The following is a 23,250-nucleotide window of genomic DNA, read 5'->3' on the forward strand; positions in this document are numbered from 1 at the left end:
CGGCTCTGCAGAGCAGCCGAGCCTCCGGTTCGCTCCGCAAGCGTCGCTCACAGGGGCTCCGCTCGGCTCTGCAGAGCAGCCGAGCCTCCGGTTCGCTCCGCAAGCGTCGCTCACAGGGCGAGTCCGTCCCGCATCTCGGCCAGCAGCAGGTCGACGACCGGCTCGAGCCGCCCGCCGTTCTCGGCGGCCGCGGCGCGCTGACGCTGGTAGCTGCCGCCCCGCTCGACCAGCTTGGGGATGAGCTCGAGCTCGTCGCTGCACTCGAGGCGCCGGGCGATCGGGAGCAGGTCCTCGACAACGGCGTACAGGGCGTCCTTGACCGGCTGCACCCGGCCGGTGTTGTCGATGACGATCTCGGCGTCGAGGCCGTACCGGGCGGCGCGCCACTTGTTCTCGCGCACGAGCCACGGCCGGGGTTCCGGCAGGGTGTAGCCGTCGTCGAGCTGGCGGTCGAACCGCTCGACCAGGCACTGGGCCAGGGCCGCGACGCAGGAGATCTCGTCGAGTGAGGGCAGCCCGTCGCAGATGCGCAGCTCGACGGTGCCGAAGTTCGGGTGCGGGCGGATGTCCCACCACACCTCGCGGATGGACTCGATGGCGTTCGAGGCCATCAGGATCTCCATGTAGCGCTCGAACTCGTCCCACCCCGACAGCTGGTAGGGCAGGCCGGCCGTGGGGAGCGCCTCGAACACCTTCGAGCGGTAGGACGCGAGGCCCGTGTCCGAACCGATCCAGTACGGCGAGGACGCCGACAGCGACAGGAAGTGCGGCAGGTACTGCAGCAGCGCGTTGACGATGGGGATCGCCTTCTCGGGCGCCCGGATGCCGCAGTGCACGTGGACGCCGAAGATCTGCAGCTGCCGCGCCATCCACTGGTTGCGCTCGATCAGCGCGTGGTAGCGCTCGGTGTCGGTGACCTCCTGCGACGCCCAGTCCGTGATCGGGTGGGTGCCGCTGCACATCAACCCGACGTTCTGCTTCGCCGCGTAGCCGGCCAGCTCGTCCACGGTGCCAGCGAGGTCCGCGCGGGCCTCGGCGACGGTCTGGCAGACGCCGGTGATGACCTCGACGCAGGACTGCAGCAACTCGTGCTTGGCCTTGGGGTGCTCGCCGTCGCCCTCCAGGGAGATCTCGGCGAGCAGGTCGTTGGAGACCCCGGTGAGCTGGCGGGTGTCGAGGTCGACGAGCTCCAACTCCCACTCCACCCCGAGACTGGTCCGCTGGGAGGGGGTGAAGTCGATGCGCACGCAACGCAGCGTATCCGGCCCTTACCCGTGGCGACCCGGTCAGCCGGGAATCGGCGCACCGAACAGGTCGTCGGGCCCGTCGTCGTCGGCCAGGGCGAGCACCTCGTCGCCGGGGCGCAGGAGGGTGTCGCCGCGGACCTGCACGAGCCGCCCGTCACGGCCGATCATGCTCACCCAGAAGTTCTCGCCCACGTCGAGCTCGCCGATGGTGCAGCCGTCGGCTCTCGACCCCTCCTCGACGACGTAGCGACGCAGACCCTCGGGCTCGTCCCGGAAGCGCATGCCCAGCGCGAACGGCTCGGGCTCCACGACTCGCATGGGCACGTGGAACAGCTTCGCCGCCAGCGGGACGAGGCTGCCCTGCGCGACCACGGACACGAGGACGACGACGAAGATGAGGTTGTAGATCTTGTCGGCGTGCGCGGTGTGCTCGGCGAGCACGTACGTACCGAGCAGGATCGGCACGGCGCCCTTCAGCCCGCTGAACAGCACGAAGGCCCGCTCGCCACGGGTCAGCGACAGCGGGGCCAGCACCGCGCCCACCAGCAGCGGCCGGACGACGACCACGAGCAGGCCGGCGATGCCCAGCCCGACCCAGAACGTGGTGCCGGCGAACACGTGGGTGAGGTCGACGGACAGCCCGAGCACCACGAAGGCCACGATCTCGGAGATGCTGGCCAGCGCCCCGGCGAAGTGCTCGATCTCGCGTTTGTAGGGCGCGCGCTCGTCGCCGATGAAGATGCCGGCGATGAACACCGCGAGGTAGCCGGATCCCTCGGCCACCGTCGCCAGCCCGTAGAGCGCCATGACGAACGCGACGGTGCTCACCGGGTACAGCGCCGCGTTGGGCAGCGGGACCCGTCGCATGAGCTGCAGCAACAGCCACCCGCCGCCGAGGCCGACGACCGTGCCGACCGCGAGCTGCAGGGCGAAGTGGCCCACCCCGCTGCCGACCGCGTCCAGCCCCGCCCCGGACGCGCCGAGGATGCTGATCATCAGCGCGATGCCCACCGGGTCGTTGGCGCCTGACTCACCCTCCAGCAACGTGCCCGAGCGGCCCGAGATCTCGCGACGGCCGAGCACCGAGAAGACGACGGCCGGGTCGGTGGGGGCCAGGGCGGCGCCGAGGATCAGCGCCGTCTTCCATTCGAAGCCGAAGACATAGTGCGCGCCGGCGGCGAGGGCCGCCGAGGTGACGAGCGTGCCCGTCACGCCGACCCACGCGACGCCGCCCGCGATCGGCCGCATCCGCCCCCAGCCGATGTGCATGCCGCCGTCGAACAGGATGAGCACCAGGGCGACCGTGACGATCCGCTGGTTGCTGACGACGCTGAGCCCGCCCAGGTCGTGGAACAGGTTCGAGGCCACGGCGGCGACGACGAGGAACAGGGCCGGGGCCGGGATGCGGATCCGCTCGGCGACCCGGTTCGACCCGACGGCGACGAGCAGCGCGAGCGCGAGGAACAGGACCGTCTCCGCGTACGGGATCAGGTCGTCCACGGGTGGCCTCCTCGATCGGGCGGCTCGACCTGCGTCGGCGCAGGTCGAGATCGATGCCGACCAGACTTCCCGGCGCTCCGTGGGACAGCGTAGCCAACCGTCGGTTGTGAGCCGGCGAACACCGATCGCCGACGGGACACCCGGCCGCTCCCCGTCGTCCGTACCGTCGAGAGCATGCGTGCACCCTCTGCGTTCGGCGTCGACCACGCCTCGCGACGCATCGTCAGCGCTCTCGCCGGCTTCGGGGTCGCCCTGACGATGATCCGTTACGCGTTCGCGGCGGGCCCCCGTCGCGACGAGCAGCCCCGCGCGGCGGACACCGTCTGACCTGTTGTCACGACGGCGCGCCCCCACCGTCGTCGAGGGCGTCCAGGACGGCGTCGGCGGCCTGGTCCGGCGTCTGCTCGCCCGCCCGCACCGCGTCCTCCGCCCGCTTCACGACCCCGCGGACGTCGGGCGTCTCGAGGCGGGCGAGCAGCCGGTCGCGGACCATGGCGCGCGTCCACTGCACGGCCTGTTCGCGGCGCTTGCGTTCCAGCCCGCCGTGCGTCTCGAGCCAGTCGCGGTGCCGCGTGATGTGCTTCCACACGCGATCGAGGTTGACGTCGTGCAGCGCGCTGCACGTCACGACCGGTGTCTGCCAGTCGTCGTCCGTCCCGCGCAGCAGGCGCAGCGCACCGGACAGCTCGCGGGCGGAGCGCTCCGAGACGTCCTCGTGCTCCTCGTCGGCCTTGTTGACCGCGATGACGTCGGTGAGTTCGAGGATGCCGCGCTTCATGCCCTGAAGCTGGTCGCCGGTACGGGCCAAGGTGAGGAACAGGAACGTGTCGACCATGTCGGCGACGACGTACTCGGACTGCCCCACGCCGACGGTCTCGACGAGCACGACGTCGTAGCCCGCGGCCTCCATCACCAGCATGGTCTCGCGGGTGGCCTGCGCGACGCCGCCGAGCGTGCCCGCACTCGGTGACGGACGCACGAAGGCGTCGTCGCTGGCCGACAGCCGGCCCATGCGGGTCTTGTCACCGAGGATGGACCCGCCGGTACGGCCGGACGACGGGTCGACGGCCAGCACCGCCACCCGGTGGCCCTCGGAGATCAGGTTGACGCCGAACTGGTCGATGAAGGTCGACTTGCCGACGCCGGGGACGCCGCTGACACCGATGCGCTGCACGTCGGCACCGCCGGTGGCGGGCAGCAGACCGGCCAGCAGCTGCTGGGCCTGCTCCCGGTGGTCGGCACGCCGCGACTCGACCAGGGTGATCGCGCGGGCGATCGACGAGCGATGTCCTGCCCGGACCCCGTCGGCCAGATCGTCCATCACGGTCACGGCCGACCACCGGTGCGCGAGAATGCCGGCGTGACGAGCGAACCCACCACCGCACCGGGCCGGCGCGAGGACGAGCGGGCCGACGACGAACGCGACGACGACGTCGGCCGGATCAACGCCCTGACCGACGGGGTGATCGCCATTGCCATCACGCTCCTCGCGCTCGACCTGAAACCCGACCTACCCACGTCCACCAGCTCCCACCGGCTCCTGGACTACCTGCACCATCATCTCGGGCCCTACATCGCCTTCGTCATCGCATTCTTCGTCATCGCGCAGTACTGGGTGCTGCACCGGCGCATCATGTCGCGGGTGCGCCGCAGCTCGCCGGCCATGCTCAGGGTGACGCTCGTCTTCCTGTTCGCGGTCACCTTCGCGCCCGTGACCGCGTTCCTGAACGGGGACCTCGGCAACGACCTCGCCGTCACCCTGTTCGCCGCCAACGTGCTGGTCATGGGTGGATGCATGGGCGCGCTCGCCGAGATCGTGCACCGCCAGCGCCTCGACGGCGGCGTCGAGGGACGCGAGCAACGGGTACGGCGACGGGCGCGCAGCGTCGGCTCCCTCGTCATTCCGGCGCTGGTCGCGGGCCTGGCCTGGGTCATCGGGCCGCACGCCGGCTACCTCTACCTGCTGTTCCTCCCGCTGAGCCGGACACAGGACCTCGTGTGGTGGCTGGTCAGCCGGCGGACGCCAGCTGCTCCGTGAGCTTGTCGAGCATCTCCACCGCCGACTGCGCGATGACCGTCCCGGGAGGGTAGATCGCGGCCGCCCCCGCCTTACGCAACGCCTCGAAGTCGCCGGGCGGGATGACCCCACCGACGATGATCATGATGTCGTCGCGGCCCTGTGCAGCCAGCTCGTCACGCAGCGCGGGCACCAGGGTCAGGTGGCCGGCCGCGAGTGAGTTGACGCCCACGATGTGGACGTCGGCCTCGACCGCCTGCCGGGCGACCTCGGCCGGCGTCTGGAACAGCGGGCCGACGTCGACGTCGAACCCGAGATCGGCGAACGCGGTCGACAGCACCTTCTGCCCGCGGTCGTGGCCGTCCTGACCCATCTTGGCCATCAGGATGCGGGGCCGACGGCCCTGCGCCTGCTCGAACTCGTCGGTGGCGGCGCGCGCCTGCGTGATCAGGTCCACCGTGCCTCCCGCCCTGGCCTCCCCGAGGTACACGCCGGAGATCGTCCGGATCGTCGCCTGGTGTCGACCGTAGACCGCCTCGAGGGCATCCGAGATCTCGCCGACCGTGGCCTTGGCCCGTGCCGCGTCGATGGCCAGGGCGAGCAGGTTGCCCTTTTCCGCCGACCCTGCGGCGTTCGTCAGGGCGTCCAGCGCGGCCCGCACGTCGCCGTCGTCGCGCTCGTCGCGCAGGCGCTGCAGCTTCTCGGCCTGCTCGCGCCGCACGCCGGCGTTGTCGACCTTCAACACGTCGAGCTCGTCCTCGGTCTCGAGGCGGTACTTGTTGACGCCGATGAGCGGCTGCCGGCCCGAGTCGATGCGGGCCTGCGTGCGAGCCGCGGCCTCCTCGATGCGCATCTTGGGCAGGCCCTGGTCGATCGCGCGGGCCATGCCGCCGGCCTGCTCGACCTCGGTGATGTGCGCCCAGGCCCGTCGCGCGAGGTCGTAGGTCAGCTTCTCGACGTACGCCGAGCCGCCCCACGGGTCGATGACACGGGTCGTGCCCGACTCCTGCTGCAGCACCAGCTGGGTGTTGCGGGCGATGCGCGCGCTGAAGTCGGTGGGCAGGGCCAACGCCTCGTCGAGGGCGTTGGTGTGCAGCGACTGGGTGTGGCCCTGCGTGGCGGCCATCGCCTCGACGCAGGTGCGGATGACGTTGTTGAACACGTCCTGCGCGGTCAGCGACCACCCCGAGGTCTGCGAGTGCGTACGTAGTGACAGCGACTTCGGGCTCGACGGGTCGAACTGCTTCACCAGCTTCGCCCAGAGCAGGCGGCCGGCGCGCAGCTTCGCGACCTCCATGAAGAAATTCATGCCGATGGCCCAGAAGAACGACAGCCGCGGCGCGAACTTGTCGATGTCGAGGCCGGCGTCGAGCCCGGCGCGGATGTACTCGACGCCGTCGGCCAGCGTGTACGCCAGCTCCAGGTCGGCCGTGGCCCCGGCCTCCTGGATGTGATAGCCGGAGATCGAGATCGAGTTGAACTTCGGCATCCGCTGCGAGGTGAACTCGAAGATGTCGCTGATGATGCGCATCGACGGCTTCGGCGGATAGATGTAGGTGTTGCGGACCATGAACTCCTTGAGGATGTCGTTCTGGATGGTCCCGGTCAGTTTCTCGGGCTCGACACCCTGCTCCTCCGCGGCGACGACGTACAGCGCGAGCACCGGCAGCACCGCACCGTTCATCGTCATGGACACCGACATGCGGTCGAGCGGGATGCCGTCGAAGAGCTGACGCATGTCGTAGATGGAGTCGATGGCCACGCCCGCCATGCCGACGTCCCCGACGACACGCGGGTTGTCGCTGTCGTAACCACGGTGGGTGGGCAGGTCGAAGGCGATCGACAGGCCCTTCTGACCCATGGCCAGGTTGCGGCGGTAGAAGGCGTTCGACTCGGCCGCGGTGGAGAAGCCCGCGTACTGCCGGATCGTCCACGGCTGGTTGACGTACATCGTCGGGTAGGGCCCGCGCAGGAACGGCGCGAGGCCGGGGTAGGTGTGCAGGGTGTCGACGTCGGCGAGGTCGGCACCGGTGTAGAGCGGCGGGACGCTGATGCCCTCGGGCGTCTCCCACGCGGGCGGCTCGTCGGCGTCAGGGGCGGTCGCGGCCCCACGCGGCGTCCCCAACGTGGCGGACGCGAAGTCCGGGATCGTCATGCGACTCCCAACGTCGTGAACGTGCGGTGCAATACGGCCAGGGCGTCGCACCCGACGTGGAGGTACCCGTCCACACCGTCGGTCGGCACCCGGTCGGGGTCACCGGCCAGCCAGAGCAGGGTGGCGCCGGCGTCGCGCAGGGCACGGCCCGCAGGCTCCGCGAGCTCGGCGTACGTCTTGTCCGGCCCGCACAGGCAGGCGACGTCGGTTCCGCTGTCGCGGAATGCGGCGACCAGTTCGTCGACGTCGCCCGCGGCGGTGACGCACTCGATGCCCCCGGCCTGGAAGAGGTTGGCAGCGAAGCCCGAGCGTGCACTGGCCGCGGCGAGCGAACCGAGCCCGGCCAGGAAGACCTTCGGCCGCGCCGCAGACGCGTCTGCGCGGTCGCGCAGCTGCTCGTAGTCCTGGGCGTAGCGCAGGGTCGGCAGCAGGGCCGCGGAGGTGTCGCGCGCCGGAGTCGGGGTGCGCCGCACCGGCTTCTCGTCGACGTAGGCGAACTCGCTCACCCCGGTGATCGGCGCGCGGCGGTGGGCGATGTCGTCGGCGCGCTGCTCCTGGGTCGCCGCGAGCAGGCCGGCCAGCAGCCCGTCGTCGAGCGCGGCGAGCGCACCGCCGGCCCGCTCGACGTCGGTGAAGACCGTCCACGCCTGCTCGGCGAGGTCGTCGGTGAGCGTCTCGACGAACCACGACCCGCCGGCCGCATCGAGCACCCGGCCCAGGCTGGACTCGTCGTGCAGGACGGCCTGGGTGTTGCGGGCGATGCGCCGGCTGAAATCGTCCGGCAGCCCCAGCGCCGTGTCGAACGGCAGCACGGTCATTGCCGCCGCCCCGCCCACGGCACCGGCGAAGCAGCCGATGGTGGCCCGCAGCATGTTCACCCAGGGATCGCGCTGCGTGAGCACGGCCGACGAGGTCACCGCGTGCTGCACCTGCCCGGGTCGTCCGTCGCCGGCGCCGCTGAGCTCGGCGATGCGGTCCCAGATCCGCCGGGCGGCGCGCAACTTCGCGATCGACGGGAACTGCTCGGCCGTGACGGCGTAGCGGAACTCGAGCGCGGCGAGCGCGTCGTCGACGCCCAGTCCCCCGTCGACCAGCGAACGCAGATAGGCGACGCCCACCGACGCGGCGATGCCGAGTTCCTGCGCGTCGCTGGCGCCGGCGTCGTGGTAGACGGTCGCGTCGACGGTGGCCACGCGCAGCCGCGGCGAGCCCGAGCTCAGCTCGGCGAGGGTGCGCAGTGCGTCGAGGTCGGCCGCCGCCCCCGTCCGCGCGCGCAGGCCGATCGGGTCCGCCCCCAGGGAGCCCGTGAGCTCGGCCGCGTCGACGCCGCGCTGATCGGCCAGGCCGAGCAGCACGTGCGCTGCGCGCTCCGTCTCGGCGCCGGCGTCGAGCACGACGGGCGCCAGGTCCAGGTACACGCCGTCGAGCACGGCGCCCAGGTCGTCGACGTCGATGCCGCCGTCGCCGAGCACCAGCCACAGCGAGGTGGCGCCGCGCTCGAGGTCGTCGAGCACGGCCTGCTTCGTCCGTGCCGGATCGGGATCGGCGTGGCGGGCACGCACGTCCCATCCGCCGGCCGTCGCGCCCTCGGCGGTCGCGCCGCGCACGAACGGCGGGTGCCCCGGCAGGCCGTCGGCATCGAGCGACGGGGCGTCGGCGGCGGTGTAGAGCGGACGGACGGTGATGCCGTCGTAGGTGGTGAAGGACAGCGCCGCGACGGGGTCGGCATCGTCCGGCACCCCCGACTTGGCCAGCACCGCCGAGACCGCAGCCCGCCACTGGTCGGCGTCGGCCGCGGGGAAGTCCGCGGCGAGCGAGAGCGTCTCGGGCTCCGGCGGTGGCTCGGGCTCGTCTGGCATGGCCGTGATCGTAGGCAGGATCGCGGCCGCAGCGGCCGAGAGGTGGTGGATCTCTCGCCGTCAGCTCAGCAGCAGCACCGCGTAGCAGGCGAGCCAGTGCTCGGCCATCCACCCACCGCCCACGACGGCCGGCAGCGACGCCGCAGCATGACGGTCTCGCGCGGCCCGCAGCACCGGACGACGCGGGTCGCCCTCGCCGAGATGCTCGGCGAGCAGCCCGAACGCGTAGGCGCGATAGAGGTTGAGCCCGTGCAGGTGCGCGCCCTGACCGTCCTGCGGGTCGGCCACGACCGCGGGGGTGAACAGCGACTCGGGAAGCTGGTCCTCGAGCCCCGGCAGGAACAGCGACAGCCATTGCGGGAAGATCTCGGCCGGGCGACCGATCCCCGCCAGCAGCTCGGCCTCGGTCAGCGCACCGGACAGGAAGTCGCCCTCGCTCGGCTCCCAGCCGGCCGGGTACTCCACGTCCTGGGCGAACCAGCGCACCGCGGCGTCGGAGATGGCGTCGAGCAGAGCGGCATCACCCGCGTCGGCGCGACGACGGGCCAGGGCCAGGCCGCGGGTGAGCGCGAAGGCGGAGTTGCCGTGCGCGCCGCCGCGGTGGGCGTAGGTCAGGCGCGGCAGCCAGTCGACGAAGCCGGCGACGACGGCGTCGGTGAGCGGCGCGAGATTGGCGGCCCAACGCGCCGCGTCGGGGTCGTCCCAGCCGAGCAGTTCCTCGGCCAGGGCCAGCAGCCAGCCCCAGCCGTAGGGACGCTCCCACCCGGGGTGGTCGGTCAGGTACCGGGCCTCGACGGCGAGCGCGTCCGCCGTCAGGTGTTCCTCGAGCACGGCCCGGACCTCGGTGGCCGGGATCGCCCACGGGCACTCGCGCAGCATGCGGGCGAGCGCCCAGTGCATCTCGACCGAGGAATGCCAGTCGTAGCAGCCGTAGAAGGCCGGATGCGCCTCGCGCGGCGTGGGCCGGTCGTCGGCCCTTTCCAGGATGTGGCGCAGGCCGTTCGGGTACTGGCGGCGCACCGCGGCGACGGCGGTCTCGGCGTAGCGCGCCGCGACGTCGGCGAGGCCGGGCAAGGTCATGGGGTGGGCGTTCAGACCGTCGTGCGTGCGCCGCCGTCGAGCCCGAACAACGGGGCCAACCCGGCGATCGTCACGGTGCGCAGAGCCGACGGCGGAACGGATTCCAGGCGCAACGACTTGCCGCTGTCCTCGGTGGCGTTGCGCAGTTCGATCCAGCAGCCGAGACCGGTCGAATCGAGGAACGATAGCTCCGCGAGGTCCAGCACGAGGACGGAGCAGGTGTCGTCCGCCAACCCCTCACGCGCCGCGTCGCGCAACAGGGGCACGGTGGCAAGGTCGAGTTCGCCGTCCAGCGACACGATCCAGCGGTCGCCCTCGCGGCGCGTGCTCACCGATAACGAACTCACCTCAGTACTGTGTCACAGCACGCGTGCGGACGGGTATCACACGCGGCGCGGGCGGCCGCCACGCACGTAACGGGGGAGCACGAAAGCATGACCGCGATCGAGCGTGAGTTCGCCGGCGTACCGGACGCACCCGCAGATGCTCGGCATTTCGCCCGGACCGCACTGGGCCAACTCGTCGACGGCGACGCCGACGGCGTGCTGCGCCAGGATGTCGAGCTGATCATCAGCGAGCTCGTGACCAACGCAGTCCGCGCCGAGAGCCCGACCGTGGTGGTCGGGCTCGCCCTCGACGGTCGCAAGTTGCTCGTCACCGTCGGAGACCTCGCCGCCGGCTGGCCCGAGCAGCGCGAAGCAGGCATCCACGACACCACCGGCCGCGGGCTGCCCCTGGTCAGCGCCATCAGCTCGTCCTGGGGCGTGCACATGCTCACCAGCGGCAAGACGGTCTGGGCCGAACTCGACGTCCCCTGACCGTGCGTCCGGGAGGGCGCCACCCCCTCTCAGGTGATTCCTCTGCCGGGCATCGTCGGCTCGTGGCCCGGCCCGGCATCGTTCCTGCCATGACCAGCCTCACGATGAGCTCGCCGAGCCCGACGACCGTTGAGCAGTTGCGCCGCCGACTCGTGGCCCAGCGCGACTTCCGTCTCGAGCAGCTCCAGCAGCTCGAGATCCCCCGTGACGCCCGAACGATGTCCCGCGCGCATCGCGAGGTCTACATCTCCCTCGCCGTCGGCGCGCGCACCGCGCTGCACGAGCTCAACTCGGCGCTGCGGCGCATCGAGACCGGCCGGTTCGGCCGCTGCGTCACCTGCGACACCGCCCTCGAGCCCGCCGTCCTGGAGACGCTTCCCCAGACCGCGCGCTGCCTGGACTGCCAGCGCGCGGCGCTCGACGACGAGCCGTCCGCCGCGACCACCTCGGGCGCTGCCGCAGCCCGGTAAGGTCGGCGCCCATGAGCGATGGGCCTCCCGATCCTGCTGCGGCGGCGCAGGCTGCCGCGGCGACGCTGGCCGAACGGACCGGCGTCGCCCGCCACGACGTCGCGATCGTGCTCGGCTCGGGCTGGGTACCTGCCGTCGACGTCCTGGGCACGGCCGATGCGGACTTCCCGGTCACCGAGCTGCCCGGCTTCCTGCCGCCGGCGGTCGAGGGTCACGCCGGTCGGGTCCGTTCGCTGGACGTCGGGGGCCGCCGCGTCCTGGCCTTCCTGGGCCGCACCCATCTCTACGAGGGACGCGGCGTCGACCCCGTGGTCCACGGGGTCCGGGTCGCGGCGGCTGCCGGCTGCTCGACGATCGTGCTGACCAACGCCTGCGGGTGCCTCAAGCAGGGCGTCGCCGTGGGCGACCCGGTACTGCTCAGCGACCACCTGAACCTGACCGGGCGCACGGGGCTGGTCGGCCCGCGCTTCGTCGACCTCACCGAGGTCTACAGCCGGCGGCTGCGCGACCTCGTCCACGAGTTCCAGCCGGACATGGCCGAGGGCGTCTACGCGCAATTCCCCGGGCCGCAGTACGAGACGCCCGCCGAGGTGCGGATGGCCGGCATCCTCGGCGCGGACCTGGTCGGCATGTCGACCGTCCTCGAGGCGGTCGCCGCCCGCGCCGAGGGCTGCGAGGTGCTGGGCATCTCGTTGGTGACCAACCTGGCCGCGGGCCTCGGCGACCCGCTCGACCACGAGGAGGTGCTCGCCGTGGGCAAGGCGTCGGCGACCCGGATGGGCGAGCTGCTGCAACAGGTCATCCCCCGCATATGACGCTGCCGCAGGACCTCGCGCACGAGGTGACCGCCTGGATCGCCGACGACGTCGACCCGGCGGCCGCTGCCGAGCTGCAGCAGCTGCTCGACGCCGGCGACGCCGCGGAGCTCGCCGACCGGTTCAGCGGCCCGCTCGCCTTCGGCACAGCCGGGTTGCGGGGCCCGCTGCGCGCCGGCCCGAACGGCATGAACCGCACCGTCGTGCGTCGTGCGGCGGCGGGCCTGGCGGCGTGGCTGACCGCCCGCGGCGAGGCCGGCCGCCCGGTCGTCGTCGGGTACGACGCCCGCCACGGCTCGCGGGACTTCGCGCACGACTCGGCGGCCGTGTTCGCCGCCGCCGGGCTCGAGGCCCGGATCCTTCCGCGGGTGCTGCCCACGCCGGTGCTGGCGTTCGCGGTGCGTCGCCTCGATGCGGCTGCCGGCGTGATGGTCACCGCGTCGCACAACCCGCCGCAGGACAACGGCTACAAGGTGTACGCCGCCGACGCCGGCCAGATCGTGCCTCCCGTCGACCGCGAGATCGAGGCGGCGATCCGGGCCGTCGGGCGTACGCGGGACATCCCGCTCGACACCGTGCGGCCGGTGCTGCTGGACGAGTCGATCGTGACGTCCTACGTCGCCGCGGTCGCCGGGCTCGTGCCGGACGGGCCGCGCGAGCTGCGCATCGTGCACACCGCCCTGCACGGAGTCGGCACCGAGACGGTGCGTGCGGTCTTCGGGGCTGCCGGGTTCACCGACCTCACGGCCGTGCCCGAGCAGGAGCGGCCCGACCCGGACTTCCCGACCGTCGCGTTCCCGAACCCCGAGGAACCGGGCGCGCTCGACCTGGCGCTGGCTCTCGCCCGCGAACGCGGCGCCGACATCGTGCTGGCCAACGACCCCGACGCCGACCGCTGCGCCGTCGCCGTGCCCGGTCCCGACGGCTGGCGGATGCTGCGCGGCGACGAGGTGGGCGTGCTGCTCGCCGACGCTATGCTCCGCGACGGCGTGCAGGGCACGTACGCGACCACCATCGTGTCCTCGGCCCTGCTGGGGGCGCTGGCCCGGCGGCACGGTGCCGGCTACGCCGAGACCCTCACCGGGTTCAAGTGGATCGTGCGCGCCGCCCCCGACCTCGTCTTCGGCTACGAGGAAGCCCTGGGCTACGCGGTGGCGCCCGAGCTGGTGCGCGACAAGGACGGCATCAGCGCCGCGCTGCGGGTGGCCGCCCTCGCCGCGGTGCTCCGGCGCGACGGATCGTCGCTGCTCGGCCGGCTCGACGAGTTGGCCGCCGAGTACGGGCGGTACGCCACCGACCAGGTGTCACTGCGTGTCGACGACCTCACCCTGATCGCCGAGACGATGGCGCGGCTGCGGGCCGACCCGCCCACGACGCTGCTCGGCGCCGCGCCGGCCGTCGAGGACCTGCTGCCCGCCACCGACGGGCTGCGCTGGCACACCGACGTCGCCCGGGTCGTCGTCCGCCCGTCGGGCACCGAACCCAAGCTCAAGGCCTATCTCGAGGTGATCGACGCCGGCGGGTCGGCGGATGCGGCGAACGCCGCCCTTGCCCGGCTGCGCGCCGAGGTCTCGGACGTCCTCGGGGTCTGAACGTCCGACCCGCGTCCGTCAGCGCAGTTCGTCGTCCAGGACGCGGTGCAGCGTGGCCATGCCGCGGCTGGCCGCCGACTTCACCGAGCCCGGGGAGATGCCGAGGGCCTCGGCGATCTGCCGCTCGGACAGGTCCGACCAGTAGCGCAGCACCAGCACCTCCCGCTGGTGGCGCGGCAGGGCCTGCACCGCGCGCAGGGCGGCACGGTGCTCGTCACGCAGCAGGACATGGTGGTCGGCGCCGGCGACGGCCTCGGGCTCGGCCACCTTGAGGTGTTTGCGGGCCACCTGCCGTCGGCGGATGACCGAGCGCGAGAGGTTGACGACCGAGGTGCGCAGGTAACCGACGGCGGCGTCGGGGTCGCGGAGCGTGCCGGCCTTGCGGTGCAACGCCACGAACGCGTCCTGGACGACGTCCTCGGCGCTGGCGACGTCGTCGACGAGCAGCACGGCCATCCGGACCAGGTAGCGCCAGTGGGCCTGGTACAGCGCGTGCAGGTCGACGTCGTCAGTGGACACGGCCGACCGACGTGTCGACTCCACTGCGCGATCCTCCGCCTTCACCGGCGCCAACACTGCCACACGACTGGGACGTCAGGGCCAAGGCCGAGGTTGCCTCGACCACCGCCGGCATCTCCGACCCGCGACGCGGTGTCAGGTCCGCCAGATCGCCGCGACCGTCGTCCGGGACAGGGATGAGGCGTCCGGCCGCGCGTACACGGCGGTCATCGGCGTGGCCGTGCTCGACGCGAAGGCCGCGGCCGTGCCGTCCGAGCAGTGGTAGGACAGGTTGACGCCGCCGACGTTCGGCACCGTCCCGGTCGAGGCCACGCATCGCGTCCCGGTCGCGAGCTGGACGGCCCACGGGCGCGCGGCCTCGTTGGCCACCGGCGTGGGCAGCGCGCTGGTCAGGCGCAGCGTGGTCCCGCTGGACCACGGGTCGTTGACGCACAGCACCCGCGTCGGGTCCGGGGTGGGCGGCGCGTAGCACGGGTCGAAGATCTGCGAGCCGTGGGCCGCGTCGCTGAAGCAGCGGAACGCGGTCCGCCCCGAGGCCGCGAGGCTCGAGTTCCAGCAGTAGCCGTTCTCGGTGCGCGCCGACGCGACGACGGGCGTGCCGTCCGCGCGGTAGGCCGTGAACGTGTGGACCACCGTCCGCGTCGGGGTGGTCCGCACCTGGTGCGCCGGCGCGGGCGGGCGGGTCTGGTCGGCATGCCGGCCGCTCGCGCTGCTCGCGCACGCCGACAGGCCGACGGCGATGATGAGCAGCAGCGGGGCGAGGAGGAGCTGGGCAGCACGCAGCGGCCGGCGGGGCGTCATGCTGTTCAGACGCGGTCTCACGTGTCGATGTTGCGACGCGCGCAGGCAAAGATCGATAACGATGTGGTCTCAGGTGTGTGTGACAGCGAGGAGGTGGTTCCGATGCAACGAGAGGTTCCCGGGCCGGGGCAGGAATCGGTGTGGGACTACCCCCGGCCGCCCGCCTGCGTGCCGTCGGACAGACACGTCGTCATCCGCCTCGGCGACACCCTCGTGGCCGACACCCGGCAGGCCTACCGCGTGCTCGAGACGAGCCACCCGCCGACGTGGTACCTGCCCCGGGACGCGGTCACCGACGGCCTGTTGACCCGCTCGGCCGCCCGGTCGACCTACTGCGAGTGGAAGGGCGACGCGACCTACTGGGACGTGCTGGGCATCGAGGGCGGGCTGTGGTCCTACGAGCACCCGACGGCCGGTTTCACGGCCATCACGGGCTACCTCACCTGCTACCCGTCGGCGTTCGCGTGCTTCGTCGACGACGAGCGGGTGCGACCGCAGGAGGGCGGTTTCTACGGCGGCTGGATCACCGACGACGTGGTCGGCCCGTTCAAGGGCGGCCCCGGCACGTGGGGTTGGTGACATGACGTCCGCGCGGGCGCGCATGCTCGCGGCGGGTCTGGCTCTCGTGCTGCTCGCGGGCGGGTGCTCGTCGTCGGGGACCGGTGCCGACGAGCCGACGCGCTCGGCATCGTCGTCCGTCGACGCGGCGACGGTGTCCGGCCGGGCCACCGCGCACCGGGTGCGTCTTCCCCCGGCCGGCGGCGTCTTCGACTACCAGCTCGGCGGGGCGTACCCGCCGCGCGCCGACGTCCGCATCGTCGACCGGGACCGCACCGCCACGCCGGCCCGCGGCGTCTACTCGGTCTGTTACGTCAACGCCTTCCAGACCCAGCCGGAGGAGAACGGGTGGTGGCGCGCGCACCACCGCTCACTGCTGCTGCGCTCCGGCGGGCGCTACGTCCAGGACCCGGACTGGCCCGGCGAGTACATCCTCGACACGTCCACCCCGGCGAAGCGCACGGCTCTGCTCGCCATCGTCGGCCGGTGGTTCGACGGTTGCGCCCGGGCCGGGTTCAGCGCGGTCGAGCCCGACAACCTCGACTCCTGGACGCGCAAGGGCGTGCACGGCGCGATCACCCGGGCCGACGACGTCGCGTTCGCGCGCGCCCTGGTCGCCCGTGCGCACGCCCGCGGTCTGGCCGTGGCCCAGAAGAACGCCGCCGACCTGACGACGGCCCGCATCGGCTTCGACTTCGCCGTCGTCGAGGAGTGCGAGGTCTACCGCGAGTGCGGCACCTACACCGCGCACTACGGGCGGCGGGTCATCGAGATCGAGTACATCGACAACGGGCGCGCGGCCTTCGCGCGGGCCTGCAAGGCGCGCGGCCGGAGCATCTCGGTCATCCTGCGCGACCGCGACGTCGTCCCCCGCGGCGACCGGGACTACTACTACCGCCACTGCTGACGGCCGCCCCCGCGCGGACGGTATGCAGACGCGCGGGCTGTGGCCGGCGCGTCTGCATACCGTCCGGATCTCCCGCTACCGCGGTCCGAACTGCCGGTCCCCCGCATCGCCGAGGCCGGGCACGATGTAGGCGTTCTCGTTGAGCCGCTCGTCGATGCTGGCCGTGAACAGCCGCAGCGGCAACCCGGACTCCTCCAGCGCCTGCACGCCGTCCGGTGCGGTCAGCGCGCAGATGACGGTCAGGTCGGTGGCGCCGCGCGTGGCGAGCAGCCGCAGGCAGTGCAGCAGCGACCCACCGGTGGCCAGCATCGGGTCCAGCACGATCACCGGACGGCCGGACAGCGAGTCCGGCAACGACGCCATGTAGGCGTGCGGCTCGTGGGTCTCCTCGTCGCGCGCGAGCCCGACGAAGCCCATCTGCGACTCCGGCAGCAGGTTGAACGCAGCCTCGGCCATGCCCAGCCCCGCACGCAGCACCGGCACGAGCAGCGGCGGGTTGGCGATCCCCGTACCGGTGGTCGGCGCCACCGGCGTGGTCACCGGCACGTCCACCCGCTCGAGCTCGCGGGTGGCCTCGTAGACCAGCAGGGTGGCCAGCTCGCGCAGGGCGGCCCGGAACTCCGAGTTCGTGCTGCGCTCGTCGCGCATCACCGTCAATCGGGCCTGGACGATGGGATGGTCGACGACGGTCACGATGGCTGCCACGCTGCCGACCCTAATGCGACGGGACACGCTCGCCGCCCGACGGCTTCTACGATGGACGGGTGACGGTCACCGCAGCCCCCACGTCAGCCACCGCGCTGGGCGAGTTCACGCGCGACGAGGGCGCCCTGCGCCGCTTCCTGCACGGGCTGCCCGGCGTGGACCAGGTGGGCGCGGAAGGTCGCGCGGCCGCGCTGGCCACCCGCAGCATCAAGACCACGGCCAAGGCCTGGGCGATCGACGCCGCGATCGGCATGGTCGACCTCACCACGCTCGAGGGGTCGGACACCCCCGGCAAGGTCCGGTCGCTGTGTGCCAAGGCCGCCCGCCCGGACCCGACCGACGCCTCGTGCCCGCCCGCGGCCGCGGTCTGCGTCTACCCCGACCTGGTGGCCGGTGCGGTCAGCGCGCTGGAGGGGACGAACGTCCAGGTCGCGTCCGTGGCCACCGCGTTCCCGTCCGGGCGGGCCTCACTCGAGACCAAGTTGCACGACGTCCGCGACGCCGTCGCCGCCGGCGCCACCGAGATCGACATGGTCATCGACCGCGGCGCCTTCCTGTCCGGTCGCTACGGCCAGGTCTTCGACGAGATCGTCGCCACCAAGGCCGTCTGCGGCACCGCCCACCTCAAGGTCATCCTCGAGACGGGCGAGCTCGCGACGCTCGACAACGTCCGCCGCGCCTCCTGGCTCGCCCTGGCCGCCGGGGGCGATTTCATCAAGACCTCGACGGGCAAGGTCAGCCCCGCCGCCACTCCCCCGGTCGCCCTCGTGATGCTCGAGGCGGTGCGCGACTTCGCGACAGCGACAGCGGGAACAGGCGCGCCAGCGACGGGCGAGCAACGCGGGGTGAAGCTGGCCGGCGGCATCCGCACGACCAAGGAGGCCGTGCGCTACCTCGTCATGGTGAACGAGACCGCAGGCCCCGACTGGCTGACCCCCTCGCTGTTCCGCTTCGGCGCGTCCAGCCTGCTCAACGACCTGCTGCAGCAGCGGCACAAGCTCACCACGGGCTACTACGACGGCCCCGACTACGTGACGGTGGACTGATGACCAGCAACGTCTTCGACTACGCGCCGGCTCCGGAGTCGCGCGACATCGCCCGGCTTCGTCCGAGCTACCAGATCTTCGTCGACGGACGGTTCCGCGACGGTGCGGGTGAGGCCGTCAAGACCATCAACCCCGCCGACGAGACGCCGCTGGCCGAGGTGGCCGAGGCCGGCCCGTCCGACGTCGACGACGCGGTGCGCGCGGCCCGTCGTGCCTACGAAGGCCCGTGGTCGGCGATGTCCGGCGCCGAGCGCGGTAAGTACCTGTTCCGCATCGCCCGCGCCATCCAGGAACGTGGTCGCGAGCTGGCCGTGCTCGAGTCACTCGACAACGGCAAGCCGATCCGCGAGTCGCGCGACGTCGACATCCCCACCGCGGCCGCGCACTTCTTCTACTACGCCGGCTGGGCCGACAAGCTCGGGTACGCCGGTTTCGGGCCGACTCCGCGGCCGCTCGGCGTCGCCGGGCAGATCATCCCTTGGAACTTCCCGCTGCTCATGGCGGCGTGGAAGATCGCGCCGGCGCTCGCCACGGGCAACACCGTCGTGCTGAAGCCGGCCGAGACGACGCCGCTCACCGCCCTGGTGCTGGCCGAGATCGTCGCCGAGGCCGACCTGCCGCCGGGCGTCGTCAACATCCTGGCCGGTGGCCCGTCGATCGGTCAGGCCATCGTCGAGCACGACGGCATCGACAAGATCGCGTTCACGGGCTCGACCGACGTCGGCAAGATCATCCAGCGCTCGGTGGCGGGTTCCGGTAAGAAGCTGACCCTCGAGCTCGGCGGCAAGGCAGCCAACATCGTCTTCGACGACGCACCGCTCGACCAGGCTGTCGAGGGCATCGTCAACGGCATCTTCTTCAACCAGGGCCAGGTCTGCTGCGCCGGGTCGCGGTTGCTCGTCCAGGAGTCGATCGCCGAGGAGCTCATCGCGTCCCTGCAGCGGCGGTTGGGCACGCTGCGCGTCGGCGACCCGCTCGACAAGAACACCGACGTCGGCGCGATCAACTCGGCGGAGCAGCTGACGCGCATCCGGGCCCTCGTCGACGCGGGCGAGGCCGAGGGCGCGACGCGATGGTCGCCGCCGTGCGACCTGCCCGACCGCGGGTTCTGGTTCGCCCCGACCGTGTTCACGGACGTGTCGCAGGCCAGCCGCGTCGCGCAGGAGGAGATCTTCGGGCCGGTTCTGTCCGTGCTGACCTTCCGCACGCCCGACGAGGCGGTGGCCAAGGCGAACAACACGCCGTACGGGCTGTCGGCCGGCATCTGGACGGAGAAGGGCTCGCGCATCCTGTCGGTGGCCAACCGGCTGCGGGCCGGGGTGGTGTGGGCGAACACCTTCAATCGTTTCGACCCGAGCGCGCCGTTCGGTGGTTACCAGGAGTCCGGCTTCGGTCGTGAGGGCGGACGGCACGGGCTGGAGGGTTACCTCGATGTCTGACGACCGCATCGACGTCCGCAAGACCTACAAGCTCTACGTCGGCGGCGCGTTCCCCCGCTCGGAGTCCGGCCGGTCCTACCCGGTGCACGGGCCGAAAGGCGCGCTGCTCGCGCACGCGGCGCAGGCGTCGCGCAAGGACGTCCGTGACGCGGTGGTCGCCGCCCGTTCCGCCTTCGGCAAGTGGTCGACGGCCACCGCCTACAACCGCGGCCAGATCCTCTACCGCGTGGCCGAGATGCTCGAGGGCCGGCGGGCGCAGTTCGTCGACGAGGTCCTGGCCTCGGAGAAGACCACCCCGCGGCGGGCGGCGGCCCAGGTCGACGCGGCGGTCGACCGGTTCGTGCACTACGCCGGGTGGAGCGACAAGTTCGCGCAGGTCGTCGGGTCCACCAACCCCGTCGCCGGCCCCTACTTCACCTTCTCGCTGCCGGAGCCGACCGGCGTGGTCGCGGTGCTCGCTCCGCAGGACTCGTCGTTGCTGGGGCTGGTCTCGGTGGTCGCACCGGTGCTGGCCACCGGCAACACCTGTGTCGTCGTGGCCTCGCAGGAGCACCCGCTGCCGGCGGTCGTCCTGGCCGAGGTGCTGGCGACGTCCGACCTGCCCGGCGGGGTCGTGAACCTGCTGACGGGGTACACCGCCGAGCTGGCGCCGTGGCTCGCGTCGCACCGTGACGTGAACGCCATCGACCTCACCGGTGCTGCCCCCGAGATGCGGGCGGCCCTGCAGGGGGCGGCGGCCGGCAACGTCAAGCGCACGTACGTGCCCCGCTCGACCGACTGGACCGCCGAACCCGGCCTGTCCCGCCTGTTGGCGTTCACCGAGACCAAGACCGTCTGGCACCCGATCGGCGTCTGACCGCGCACGATTCGACCCGCGCCGGCGATCACGGCACTGGTCGACTCGGCCGGGAACCAGCCCGCATCTCCTACGCGATGGCGCGATTTCGAGCCCGATCCGAACCAGCGCGTAGGAGACGAGGGGTCGACCGACCGGCTCGCTAGCTCGCGGTGGTGGCGCCCTGCAGGACGGCGAGCAGGTCAGTTCCGACGGGCACGCCCAACCCGGTGCACGCGTCCCACCCGGGCTGGGCCGAGTAGGCGCCGTTCGAGCCGGACGTGATGTCGCGGAAGCCGGGCGCCGTCTTGCCCTGCGCGGCGCCGGCGTAGAGGGCGGGTTGCAGCAGCCCGAGCGGCTTGCCCACCGCAGCGGCGAGCCGGCAGACGATGCCCGCCCAGAGCGGCGCCACGGCGGAGGTGCCGCCGATGACGGTGGCCGTGCCGTCGACCAGCACCTGGTAGCCGGTCTGCGGATCGGCGACGGCGGCGACGTCGGGCACCCCGCGCCCGGCCTTGCCGCCGGCCCCGGCCCGCACCGGCACGCCCGCCTTCGCCTGCCAGTCGGGAACCGGGAACGCGTCGCTGACGCCGCCGCCCGTGGCCCCGCCCTGGCCACCGTCGTTCCACACCGTCTCCGTGTCGACGGAGCCGTCGGCCGCCAGGTGCAGCGACGTACCCCCGCAACCCAGCACGTGCGGCGACGAAGCGGGGAAGTCGGCGTGCTGCTCCCCACCGGCCTGGGCGTCGGTGCTGCCGTTGTCGCCGGCCGCGGCCGAGACGGTCACGCCCAGCAGCGCCGCGTCGGCCAGCGCGTTGTCCATGGCGGTGCGGCCCTGCGCGCTCCACTGGTCCTCGCTCTGGCCCCAGCTGATGGTCATCGCGGTGGGCGCGGGCTCGGCGTGCGCGGCCTGCGTGATCGCGTCGACGAACCCGTCGTCGGTGTTCGGGGCGAAGTAGACGAACTGCCTGGCCGCGGGCGCGATGCCGCCGGCGACCTCGATGTCGAGCAGCACCTCGCCGTCGGCACCGTTCGGGTCCTGGCCGGCGACATTCGTCGCGCCGTCGACGCCGACCGCGGTCACCGTCGGCGGGGTGAGCTCCAAGCCCTTGAAGTAGGTGTCCAGGTCGGGCTGCCCGAACCCGCCGCCCAGCTCGATGACGGCGATGATCTGGCCCGCGCCGTCGCCCTCGGGCAGCTGGTACACCGACGCGAGCTGCACGGGCGTGTAGGACACCGACTCGGCAGCCTTGGCGGCCGTGAGGAACCGGGCCCTGGCCTGGGGGCGGTCGTCGAGGCCCAGCACCGCCGCCACCGGCCCGGCCAGGTCGGCGGGCAGCGACAGCTCGCCCTCGCGCCGCCGCTGGCCGGGGACGTCCGAGACGGTCTGCTGCAGCGACGTGCCGAACAGCGCGGTCAGCGTGCCGGCCGAACCACGCACCCGCACCAGGCGCGTCGCGGGGTCGGCGCTGAGCACCTCGGCGCCGGCCGCGGTGACCGCTGCGGTGACCGTGCGGACGTCGTCCGGATCGGCGCCGTAACGGTCGGCCAGCTCGGCGCGCGACAGCGGAGGCCCGGAGAAGGCCGCGGCGTCCGGCTCGGCGCGACGGCGCAGGACGATCGTCGTCTCCAGCACGGTCGCGGGGTCGAGCGGGCCCGCCAGTTCGGCCGGGGCGACAGCGGGACGGGAACTGCCGGGCAGGGTCACACGCGATTCGCTCATGACCACCAGTGTGCAGCGGCCAACGACAGTTTCGGGAGTGCCTGTCAGGCCAGGAATTGGTCACGCGCGCGAGCCGGTACGTTCGGGGGCATGACGAGCTCAGCACCGTCCATCGTGCCGATCACCATCACCGTCGACGACCGCACGGGCCTGACCCTGTACGCCCCGCCGTGGGAGGACGAGGACGAGGAGCAGTGGCAGGGGTTCCTGGGCGACGGTCGCAAGATCCTGCTCTACCCGAGCACCGACGAGCTCGCCGCCTTCATCGCCTCCGGCGAGGAGAACGACCTGTCCGACCATCCCGCGTACGGCCAGATCCTCAAGGCCACGCCGGACGATCTCAAGCCGGGATCCGAGGACCACTACGACCTCGACCAGGTCTACGAGTGGGCCGGTGACGAGCCCGACCCCGTGCACGTCAGCGCGCTGGCCAACGTCGTCGACATGGTGACCCGCATCGCCGACTGCTGCGACGACGGAGCGCTGCGCCGCCTGCTCGAAGGCACCCCGGCCTACGCCGAGCTCGTCGACGAGGACGTGTCCTACCAGGGCAAGGACGGCCGCAAGCGCTGGAACGAGCTCGGCGACACCATCGCCGACTCCTGGGAGCGCGCCATCAAGCGCACCTCGGACTGGTTGGAGTGGGTCGGCGACTTCAGCGACACCGACTTCGACGTCGAGGACACCGTGTGGGAGCGCGTCGGCGCCGAGCCCATCACCATCAGGGTCGGCGACGAGAGCCTGCTCACCGTCCGCGCCGAAGTCCCGGTCGACCCCGACACCGACGAGGTCGAGATGGCCTTCCTCGGCGACGACGGCACCGTCTCGGTCTTCACCGAGGTCGCCGACCTGGCCCGCTACTGCCGCGAGGCCAAGGGCCACCGCCTGCAGAAGCTGGAGTGGTGGAGCGAGCTGGCCGAGCTCGACGACGAGGACTTCACCCCGCACGAGGTGGCGACCTTCGACCTGCGCAAGCCGTCCGACGAAGGCGCCGAGCTGCTCGTCGACCTCGCCGTGTTCTGCGACCTGGACGCGGACCTGGACCTACTCGACGAGCCCGACGTGAACCGCGAGGACTGGAACGCGTTGGTCGACGAGGTGCGCACCTGCCTGGAGCTGCAGGACTGACCCCGAGACGGGCGGCCCGCAGCCGGAACAGCCCCA

At 72.3% G+C, this 23,250-nt stretch carries 23 protein-coding genes; 12 read left to right on the top strand and 11 right to left on the bottom strand.

The window, feature by feature from the left end:
- Positions 1-110 precede the first annotated feature (110 nt).
- Together ACFFCA_RS00455 and ACFFCA_RS00460 are read right to left on the bottom strand one after the other, a co-directional pair.
- Positions 111-1,247: a glutamate--cysteine ligase gene (locus ACFFCA_RS00455; protein WP_375480941.1), complete on the bottom strand. Its 1,137-nt coding sequence runs from the start codon at positions 1,245-1,247 to the stop codon at positions 111-113.
- A gap of 39 nt (positions 1,248-1,286) precedes the next feature.
- Positions 1,287-2,747, bottom strand: a complete 1,461-nt coding sequence (locus ACFFCA_RS00460) for a cation:proton antiporter (RefSeq protein ID WP_375480942.1) — start codon at positions 2,745-2,747, stop codon at positions 1,287-1,289.
- 174 nt (positions 2,748-2,921) lie between these two features.
- Here ACFFCA_RS00460 and ACFFCA_RS00465 point away from each other — a divergent pair, with 174 nt between their 5' ends.
- Positions 2,922-3,074 carry a hypothetical protein gene (locus ACFFCA_RS00465; RefSeq protein ID WP_375480943.1) on the top strand — a complete coding sequence of 51 codons (153 nt, stop codon included), beginning with the start codon at positions 2,922-2,924 and terminating at the stop codon, positions 3,072-3,074.
- Between the two features lie 7 nt (positions 3,075-3,081).
- Here ACFFCA_RS00465 and meaB read toward each other — a convergent pair whose 3' ends face one another.
- Entirely contained in the window at positions 3,082-4,068 is a 987-nt protein-coding gene (gene meaB / locus ACFFCA_RS00470) for a methylmalonyl Co-A mutase-associated GTPase MeaB (protein WP_375481043.1), read from the bottom strand.
- Between the two features lie 39 nt (positions 4,069-4,107).
- Between meaB and ACFFCA_RS00475 the strand changes: the two genes are divergently transcribed.
- Positions 4,108-4,785: a TMEM175 family protein gene (locus ACFFCA_RS00475; protein WP_375480944.1), complete on the top strand. Its 678-nt coding sequence runs from the start codon at positions 4,108-4,110 to the stop codon at positions 4,783-4,785.
- On the opposite strand, the gene scpA is transcribed toward ACFFCA_RS00475, so the two are convergent.
- The 4 genes from scpA to ACFFCA_RS00495 are packed head-to-tail and all read right to left on the bottom strand — an operon-like array spanning position 4,757 to position 10,205.
- Positions 4,757-6,919 (bottom strand): methylmalonyl-CoA mutase, encoded by a 2,163-nt coding sequence (gene scpA / locus ACFFCA_RS00480; RefSeq protein ID WP_375480945.1) that lies wholly within the window; start codon positions 6,917-6,919, stop codon positions 4,757-4,759. The genes ACFFCA_RS00475 and scpA overlap by 29 nt on opposite strands.
- Complete coding sequence (locus ACFFCA_RS00485; protein ID WP_375480946.1) at positions 6,916-8,778, bottom strand: methylmalonyl-CoA mutase family protein; 1,863 nt, start codon at positions 8,776-8,778, stop codon at positions 6,916-6,918. The genes scpA and ACFFCA_RS00485 overlap by 4 nt, the downstream gene beginning before the upstream one ends.
- 60 nt (positions 8,779-8,838) lie before the next feature.
- Positions 8,839-9,858, bottom strand: a complete 1,020-nt coding sequence (locus tag ACFFCA_RS00490) for a DUF2891 domain-containing protein (protein WP_375480947.1) — start codon at positions 9,856-9,858, stop codon at positions 8,839-8,841.
- An 11-nt stretch (positions 9,859-9,869) separates the two neighbouring features.
- The gene (locus ACFFCA_RS00495; protein WP_375480948.1) at positions 9,870-10,205 is read right to left on the bottom strand and encodes an STAS domain-containing protein; all 336 of its coding nucleotides are present in this window, start codon (positions 10,203-10,205) and stop codon (positions 9,870-9,872) included.
- Positions 10,206-10,292: 87 nt separating this feature from the next.
- Here ACFFCA_RS00495 and ACFFCA_RS00500 point away from each other — a divergent pair, with 87 nt between their 5' ends.
- From ACFFCA_RS00500 to ACFFCA_RS00515, 4 genes are all read left to right on the top strand, one after another.
- Complete coding sequence (locus tag ACFFCA_RS00500; protein WP_375480949.1) at positions 10,293-10,676, top strand: ATP-binding protein; 384 nt, start codon at positions 10,293-10,295, stop codon at positions 10,674-10,676.
- 89 nt (positions 10,677-10,765) lie between these two features.
- Entirely contained in the window at positions 10,766-11,146 is a 381-nt protein-coding gene (locus ACFFCA_RS00505) for a TraR/DksA family transcriptional regulator (protein WP_375480950.1), read from the top strand.
- An 11-nt stretch (positions 11,147-11,157) separates the two neighbouring features.
- The gene (locus ACFFCA_RS00510) at positions 11,158-11,961 is read left to right on the top strand and encodes a purine-nucleoside phosphorylase (protein WP_375480951.1); all 804 of its coding nucleotides are present in this window, start codon (positions 11,158-11,160) and stop codon (positions 11,959-11,961) included.
- Positions 11,958-13,553, top strand: coding sequence for a phospho-sugar mutase (locus tag ACFFCA_RS00515; protein ID WP_375480952.1), 1,596 nt, complete (start codon positions 11,958-11,960; stop codon positions 13,551-13,553). Before ACFFCA_RS00510 ends, ACFFCA_RS00515 begins: the two co-directional genes overlap by 4 nt.
- A gap of 18 nt (positions 13,554-13,571) precedes the next feature.
- Here ACFFCA_RS00515 and ACFFCA_RS00520 read toward each other — a convergent pair whose 3' ends face one another.
- Both ACFFCA_RS00520 and ACFFCA_RS00525 read right to left on the bottom strand, forming a co-directional pair.
- The gene (locus ACFFCA_RS00520; RefSeq protein WP_375480953.1) at positions 13,572-14,072 is read right to left on the bottom strand and encodes a SigE family RNA polymerase sigma factor; all 501 of its coding nucleotides are present in this window, start codon (positions 14,070-14,072) and stop codon (positions 13,572-13,574) included.
- Between the two features lie 135 nt (positions 14,073-14,207).
- On the bottom strand, positions 14,208-14,894 hold the full coding sequence (locus ACFFCA_RS00525; protein WP_375480954.1) for a hypothetical protein: 687 nt from the start codon (positions 14,892-14,894) through the stop codon (positions 14,208-14,210).
- Between the two features lie 81 nt (positions 14,895-14,975).
- On the opposite strand from ACFFCA_RS00525, the gene ACFFCA_RS00530 reads away from it, so the two are divergent.
- Both ACFFCA_RS00530 and ACFFCA_RS00535 read left to right on the top strand, forming a co-directional pair.
- A complete protein-coding gene (locus tag ACFFCA_RS00530) occupies positions 14,976-15,452 on the top strand; it encodes a DUF427 domain-containing protein (RefSeq protein ID WP_375480955.1) in 477 nt (158 codons plus the stop codon).
- 1 nt (position 15,453) lies between these two features.
- Positions 15,454-16,338 carry an endo alpha-1,4 polygalactosaminidase gene (locus ACFFCA_RS00535; RefSeq protein ID WP_375480956.1) on the top strand — a complete coding sequence of 295 codons (885 nt, stop codon included), beginning with the start codon at positions 15,454-15,456 and terminating at the stop codon, positions 16,336-16,338.
- Positions 16,339-16,413: 75 nt separating this feature from the next.
- Here the strand turns inward: ACFFCA_RS00535 and upp are convergent, their stop codons facing one another.
- On the bottom strand, positions 16,414-17,034 hold the full coding sequence (gene upp, locus ACFFCA_RS00540; protein WP_375481044.1) for a uracil phosphoribosyltransferase: 621 nt from the start codon (positions 17,032-17,034) through the stop codon (positions 16,414-16,416).
- Between the two features lie 68 nt (positions 17,035-17,102).
- Between upp and deoC the strand changes: the two genes are divergently transcribed.
- The 3 genes from deoC to ACFFCA_RS00555 are packed head-to-tail and all read left to right on the top strand — an operon-like array spanning position 17,103 to position 20,384.
- Positions 17,103-18,089, top strand: a complete 987-nt coding sequence (gene deoC, locus ACFFCA_RS00545; RefSeq protein WP_375480957.1) for a deoxyribose-phosphate aldolase — start codon at positions 17,103-17,105, stop codon at positions 18,087-18,089.
- Positions 18,089-19,528 (top strand): aldehyde dehydrogenase family protein, encoded by a 1,440-nt coding sequence (locus ACFFCA_RS00550; protein ID WP_375480958.1) that lies wholly within the window; start codon positions 18,089-18,091, stop codon positions 19,526-19,528. Before deoC ends, ACFFCA_RS00550 begins: the two co-directional genes overlap by 1 nt.
- On the top strand, positions 19,521-20,384 hold the full coding sequence (locus ACFFCA_RS00555; protein ID WP_375480959.1) for an aldehyde dehydrogenase family protein: 864 nt from the start codon (positions 19,521-19,523) through the stop codon (positions 20,382-20,384). Before ACFFCA_RS00550 ends, ACFFCA_RS00555 begins: the two co-directional genes overlap by 8 nt.
- A 142-nt stretch (positions 20,385-20,526) precedes the next feature.
- Here ACFFCA_RS00555 and ACFFCA_RS00560 read toward each other — a convergent pair whose 3' ends face one another.
- Positions 20,527-22,086, bottom strand: a complete 1,560-nt coding sequence (locus ACFFCA_RS00560; RefSeq protein WP_375480960.1) for a protease pro-enzyme activation domain-containing protein — start codon at positions 22,084-22,086, stop codon at positions 20,527-20,529.
- A gap of 90 nt (positions 22,087-22,176) precedes the next feature.
- Between ACFFCA_RS00560 and ACFFCA_RS00565 the strand changes: the two genes are divergently transcribed.
- The gene (locus tag ACFFCA_RS00565) at positions 22,177-23,214 is read left to right on the top strand and encodes a hypothetical protein (RefSeq protein WP_375480961.1); all 1,038 of its coding nucleotides are present in this window, start codon (positions 22,177-22,179) and stop codon (positions 23,212-23,214) included.
- The last annotated feature ends 36 nt before the right edge of the window (positions 23,215-23,250 follow it).

It is taken from the genome of uncultured Jatrophihabitans sp. (assembly GCF_964252635.1).
Classification (GTDB): domain Bacteria; phylum Actinomycetota; class Actinomycetes; order Mycobacteriales; family Jatrophihabitantaceae; genus Jatrophihabitans.